General features: G+C 61.8%; 4 protein-coding genes and 1 pseudogene. All 5 read left to right on the forward strand.

Annotated elements, in window-relative coordinates; translation table 11 throughout:
* Positions 1–299 (forward strand): annotated as a pseudogene (locus WA989_RS01240) (DNA-processing protein DprA); the annotation flags it as partial.
* Positions 300–431: 132 nt separating this feature from the next.
* Positions 432–2615, forward strand: a complete 2184-nt coding sequence (locus WA989_RS01245) for an LPS-assembly protein LptD (protein WP_424338715.1) — start codon at positions 432–434, stop codon at positions 2613–2615.
* A gap of 86 nt (positions 2616–2701) precedes the next feature.
* Positions 2702–3976 (forward strand): peptidylprolyl isomerase, encoded by a 1275-nt coding sequence (locus WA989_RS01250; RefSeq protein ID WP_424338716.1) that lies wholly within the window; start codon positions 2702–2704, stop codon positions 3974–3976.
* 49 nt (positions 3977–4025) lie between these two features.
* Complete coding sequence (pdxA, locus tag WA989_RS01255; RefSeq protein WP_424338717.1) at positions 4026–5030, forward strand: 4-hydroxythreonine-4-phosphate dehydrogenase PdxA; 1005 nt, start codon at positions 4026–4028, stop codon at positions 5028–5030.
* Positions 5023–5845 (forward strand): 16S rRNA (adenine(1518)-N(6)/adenine(1519)-N(6))-dimethyltransferase RsmA (gene rsmA / locus WA989_RS01260; protein ID WP_424338718.1); only part of this gene is annotated, 823 nt, incomplete at its 3' end. The genes pdxA and rsmA, both read left to right, overlap by 8 nt.

Here is a 5845-nt window from a genome sequence, read left to right on the forward strand (position 1 = left end):
GGGCAACGCTGGTCCGCCACGCCGATGACGTGCTCGAGGCGATCCAGCCGCAAATCCGCCAGGCCGATCTTTTCGCGCGCACACCCTCTGCCCCGCCACCCGAACCATCAACCGCCGAGCCGCAGCTGCCGGACCTTGGCAGACGCATTCTGGAAGCCCTCTCGCCAACACCTATGCCCATCGAGGATATCGCCCGTCTCACGCAATGCTCGGCCCGGCAGTGTGCGGCCACTCTGATGGAGCTGGAACTCGCCGGACAGGCGATCACCCATGCGGGCGGACTGGCCTCACGGGCCTGATCCTTGCATCGCCCAATGTCCGGACTGCAACACAGCTGATGAATTCCCGGCAAGCCCGGCATGAAAATCTGGACGGACCGTACGATGACGCTTATGCGAAACACAGGTGCAGGAAGAGTGCGAGGAGCCAGCATGGCCGTTTGGAAGACCGCTTTCGCCGCGATGGCTCTTGGTGCCTTTTTCCCTGTGGCGGCTGCACAAATCGACCCTGAAGGCGGCGTCGCAGACGAGCGCGTCACGCTGCAGGCGGACAATGTCTACGTCCTTGAAAACGAGAATACGGTCGTGGCCGAAGGCAATGTCTCGGCCGAGTATCAGGGCCGTGTCCTGACGGCCGACCGGCTGACCTATGATCGCGATCAGGCCCGCGTGCGGGCGCAGGGCAATATCATCATCCTGGAGCCGGACGGCACACAACGCTTCGCTGAAGAAATCGAGACTGACGCCAGTCTCGCCAATGGCTACGCCGTCGAATTCTCGATGAGAACGCCGGATGGCACGACCGCCTCGGCCAACTCGGCCCGACGCGAGCAGGAAACCCTGAACTCACTCGACCGGGTTATTTTCACTGCCTGTGAGCTTTGCGAAGGCGATACGACGCCGACTTGGGCGATCCGGGCGCGCCGGGCTGTTCTAGACGAAGAAGACGGCATGTATTCCTACCGCGACGCCGTGCTTGAAATTGCAGGCGTGCCGGTCATCTACCTGCCCTATTTCGCGCACCCGGACCCCAAGGCCGAGCGGCGCTCAGGCCTGCTTATTCCGACCATCGGCAGCTCGTCTAAGACCGGGCTTGTCTATCAACAGCCCTATCTCTGGGCGATCTCGCCCTATCAGGACCTGACCATCGCCCCGATCGTCTATTCCAAGGTCAATCCGGTACTCGAGCTCGATTACCGCAAGCGTTTCTGGTCGGGCAATCTCAACGTCAATCTGACCGCGACCAATGAGCAGGAATTTGATTCCGATGGCGAAAAGTTCGGCGACAAGGAATGGCGCGGGCACATTTTCGCAGACGGTAGTTTCAGCATCACCGACGACTGGTTGTGGGGCTTCGGTGTCGAGGAGACGACGGACGACCTCTATATCGAACGCTACGATATCCGCGGCGAAAACAATGATCGCGGACTTTACATCAACCAGCCGCGCGTTCTGCTCTCGCAGCTCTACACGGTCGGACAATCCTCGAACTGGTACGCTGACGCGTCTCTGCTGACATTCGACAATCTGCGTGTGCGCGATGACCGCGAGACCGGGATTGCTGACGTCCTGCCCCTCGGCCACGCCCAATATGATCTCGATCTTGGAAATTACGGTTTTGCCGGCCTCAATGCTTCGACCGCTTTCCTGACGCGCGAGACAGGCCCTGACAGCCACCGCGTCACAGTCGGCGCAGACTGGTCTGTGCAGAAAATCCTGCCGGGCGGGATTGTAGCAAAGCCGTTCGCCGAGGCGCGGTTCGACCGCTACGACCTCAACGATTTTCCGACAGATGGCGAAGGCGACACGGTCGAGCGCACGGTCGGCGCTATCGGTACAGAGCTGTCAGTTCCGTTTTACCGACCGGGCAAGTCGGTCGACATTATCGTCGAACCGATCGTCATGGGCGCCTTCAGCACGACCGGTCCGAATGATGAACCGATCCCGATCGAGGATGGCCTGTTCTATGAACTCGACACCTCCTCGTTGTTCGATGCGAACGGCCAGGCTGGCTATGACCTTTATGAAGGCGATAGCAAGATCGGCGCTGGCGTTTCGGCCGTCGCGCGCTGGAAATCAGGCGTGCAGTTTACCGCCCTCGCAGGCCGGCGCTGGCGCAGCCGCGACGATGAAACGTTCGACGTTCCGAGCAATCTCGATGGCACGGCCAGTGACTGGCTTGGCGCCGTCTCGCTCGATTGGGGCAACCCCTTCACGTTCAAGGCGAAAGTCCGCCTCGACGATGACAGCCTTGAGCTGAACCGTATCGACACCAGCGTCAATCTGCGCTTTGACCGGGTCAAATCCTCCTTGGTCTACTATCAGATCGACGAAGAGGTCACGCAGGCTGGCCTCCGCCAGGAGGGCGTACTTCTGCAGTCGGAAGTCTCGGTCACGGACAATTACTTCCTGACCTATGGTCTGCAGCGCGACATCGAGAACAATCGGGATATTCGCCACTCTGTTGGCGTTGGCTATCAGGATGACTGCTCGCGCTTCGAACTAATCTTCGAGCGTTCGGAAAAAGTCGACAGGCAGCTCGGCCCATCGGACTCCATCCTCTTCCGGTTCGGCCTCAGGACGCTCGGCGGGCTGGCGTCGAACAATTTCGATTAGACCGCCTGACACCAGCAGCGGCTGACTGGAATCCCCGGATTGCGTCAGCTGCATCCGGCGGTATGGTCTGCCATAATTTGAGCGAGATGAGATGGCATGACGCTCGCGGAGGTATTTACATGATGAAGTTTGGATTTGCAGCCCTTGCGCTGGCTCTGAGCGCGCCGACGATCGGCCAGGCCGCACATGCGCAGGAAGCCCAGACCATTGAAGGCATTGTCGCCATCGTGAACGACCAGCCGATTTCCTATAGCGATGTTCGTGAGCGCGCGGCCCTGCTGCTTCTGACGCTCGGGGTGCAATCGCCCAATCAGGAACAGGTGCAGCAGATCACGGCCCAGGCTCTGGACGAACTGATCGACGAGAAGCTGCAAATTCAGGAAGCGACCGAATACGAAGTCGAAGTCTCGGATGAAGACGTTGCGGGCGCGGTCGCCGATATGGCCCGCCAGTCCGGCCTTGACCGCGACGGGCTCATCAATGTCCTGCTCCAGGCCGGCATCAACCCGTCCAGCCTTGAGGCCCAGATGCGCGCCGAAATCGCCTGGCGCCGGATCATGGGCGGGCTCTATGGCTCGCGCATCCGCATCTCCGAAAACCAGATTGACGAACAGCTCTCCCAGCTGAAAACCGCCGCCTCCAAGACACAGTACCGTGTCGGAGAAATTTTCCTTTACGCACCGACGGAAGAAGAGAGAGAGCAAGCGCTTGCCGGGGCCAACACGATCCTCGAGCAGCTGCGCGCGGGCGCGCCTTTCGAACTTGCGGCGCAGCGCTTTTCCTCTGCCCCGACATCGGCAGCAGGCGGAGACATGGGCTGGGTGTCGCTTGGCGATCTCGACCAGCCTGTCGCTGATGCGGTGAATGCGATGGCTGCGCCAGGTCTCGCAGACCCCATCATCGTCGAGGACGGCATTTACCTCATCAACATGATCGGCAAGCGTGACCCCGCCGAGACGGTCCCCATCGTCGACCTCGTCCGGCTGTCTGTCGACAATGGCTCCGAAGAGGACCTACTCGCCGCTGTTGCAGCGGCTGACAATTGTGAAGACGCTGAAAGCGTTGCCGAAAACGATCCGAACCTGCGCACCTCGCGCCTTGATGATTTCCGCATCGCGGACCTTGGCCCGGAAGGCCGCAGCCTTGTCGAGAACACGCCCGTGGATGCGGCAACGGACGTCTTCGCCGCCTCCGGCACCCTTGCTGTCATGTATGTCTGCAGCCGTGACGAGACGGGCAGCGCCCTTCCAACGCGCGAAGACATCGAAGACAGGCTGTTCGGCCGCCAGCTTCAGATGGTCTCGCAGCGCGCGCTGAGAAACCTCCGCCGCGAAGCCACGATTATCCAGCGCGGCAGCTAGGCAGACGCTAAACGCTTGAATGCGCTGGCATGAAGGCTAAGACAACGCCATGACAGAGGCGTCAAAGCTCCCGCTTGCCATAACCATGGGCGATCCTTCCGGCTGCGGCCCGAAGATCACTGCGGCCGCCTGGCGCACGCTCCACGAGGATATGGAAACAGGCTTCTATGTCATCGGCGATCCTGCGCTTTACGATTGCCCCACCCGGGTTATTGAAGCGCCAGAAGAGGCGGGCTCTGTGTTCAGCTCTGCCCTGCCGGTTCTCGACCTTCTCTCGCAAACAAAAGGTGTGACGCCCGGCCAGGCAGACCCGGCCTTGGCACCCGCCATCCTTGAAAGCATTGAACGGGCAACAGGTCACGCGCTGGATGGCTCTGCCGCAGGCGTGGTGACCAATCCCATTTCGAAATCAGTGCTCTACCGCGCAGGCTTCAGCCATCCCGGCCATACAGAATTCCTCGCGGCGCTCTGCGAGAGCCACACCGGCTCACCTGCCTATCCAGTCATGATGCTGGTCGGCGGCGGGCTACGCGTCGCACTCGCGACGATCCACGTGCCGCTGATGCAGGTGGCAGGCCTTCTGTCCGAGGATCTGCTCACTCAGGTCGCTCAAATCGTGGAGCGAGCCCTGAAGCGCGATTTCGGTATCAGCCAGCCGCGCATTGCTTTTGCCGGGCTCAATCCGCATGCCGGCGAGGACGGCACAATTGGTCTTGAGGAACGCGACCTTATCAATCCGGCCGCCACAAAGCTGCGCGCATCAGGCATCGAGATCAGCAATGCGCGGCCCGGCGACACGGTCTTTGCGGAAATGCTGGATGGCCGCTTCGATGCGGTGATTGCCATGACCCATGATCAGGGCCTGATCCCGGTCAAGACGCTCGATTTCTGGGGCGGCGTGAACACCACGCTCGGACTGCCCATCATCCGGACCAGCCCGGACCATGGCACGGCGTATGATGCAGCAAGGGACGGCACAGCACGGCCAGACAGTCTGATCGCCGCGATCAGGCTCGCCTCCGAGATGGTCTCCGGCAGGGGCCGGCATGTCTGATCGCGAGCCAGGCCTCACCGAAGGGCGCGCCCGCAAGGCGCTCGGCCAGCATTTTCTGTTCGACCCGGACATTCTCCGCCGCACAGCGCTCGCCGCCGGCCCTGTCGAGGGTCGCACAGTCATCGAGGTCGGCCCCGGTCCGGGCGGGCTCACACGCGCGCTCTTGAAGGAAGGGGTTGGAAAGCTGATCGCGGTCGAGGCTGATCAACGCTTCGCCGCTGCTTTGGAAGAGTGGCCCGAAGCCACTGACGGCCGCCTGCACGTGCATTCCGGCGATGCCAGAAAGGTCAACTGGCCGGGCCTTATCGGCGAGACAGGCGGGCAAGCCCCTGCCATGATCATCGCCAATCTGCCCTATAATGTCGGCACGCCGCTTCTGATCGACTGGCTGAAGGCCGGCGACTGGCGCGGGGAAATGGCGCTGATGTTCCAGAAAGAGGTCGCCGAGCGCATCGTCGCCGGGCCGGGGACGCCGCATTATGGACGCCTTGCCGTTCTCGTACACGCCGTGTGCGACGCGCACATCGCCTTCACCCTGCCGCCCGGCGCCTTTCGCCCGCCGCCCAAGGTCGACAGCGCGGTCGCCGTGCTCACGCCACTTCAGCCGGACAAGCGGTTCGGCGATCTTGCCACGCTTGAGAAAGTCAGCACCGCCGCCTTCGGCCAGCGCCGCAAGATGCTGCGGGCGAGCCTCAAATCACTCGCCAAATCGCGCGGCATTGACGCGACCGAGTGGCTTGAGAGCTGCGACATCGACCCGACTGCGCGCGCAGAGACACTGACGCAGGATGAGTTTAGGGCGCTGTCTAACAAGC

Source organism: Henriciella sp. (assembly GCF_049649345.1).
GTDB lineage: Bacteria > Pseudomonadota > Alphaproteobacteria > Caulobacterales > Hyphomonadaceae > Henriciella.

Excerpts from the sequence above, each read along its gene's own strand:
- WA989_RS01245 (WP_424338715.1), top strand. The coding sequence starts at position 432 with ATGGCCGTTTGGAAGACCGCTTTCGCCGCGATGGCTCTTGGTGCCTTT.
- WA989_RS01250 (WP_424338716.1), top strand. The coding sequence starts at position 2,702 with ATGAGATGGCATGACGCTCGCGGAGGTATTTACATGATGAAGTTTGGA.
- pdxA (WP_424338717.1), top strand. The coding sequence starts at position 4,026 with ATGACAGAGGCGTCAAAGCTCCCGCTTGCCATAACCATGGGCGATCCT.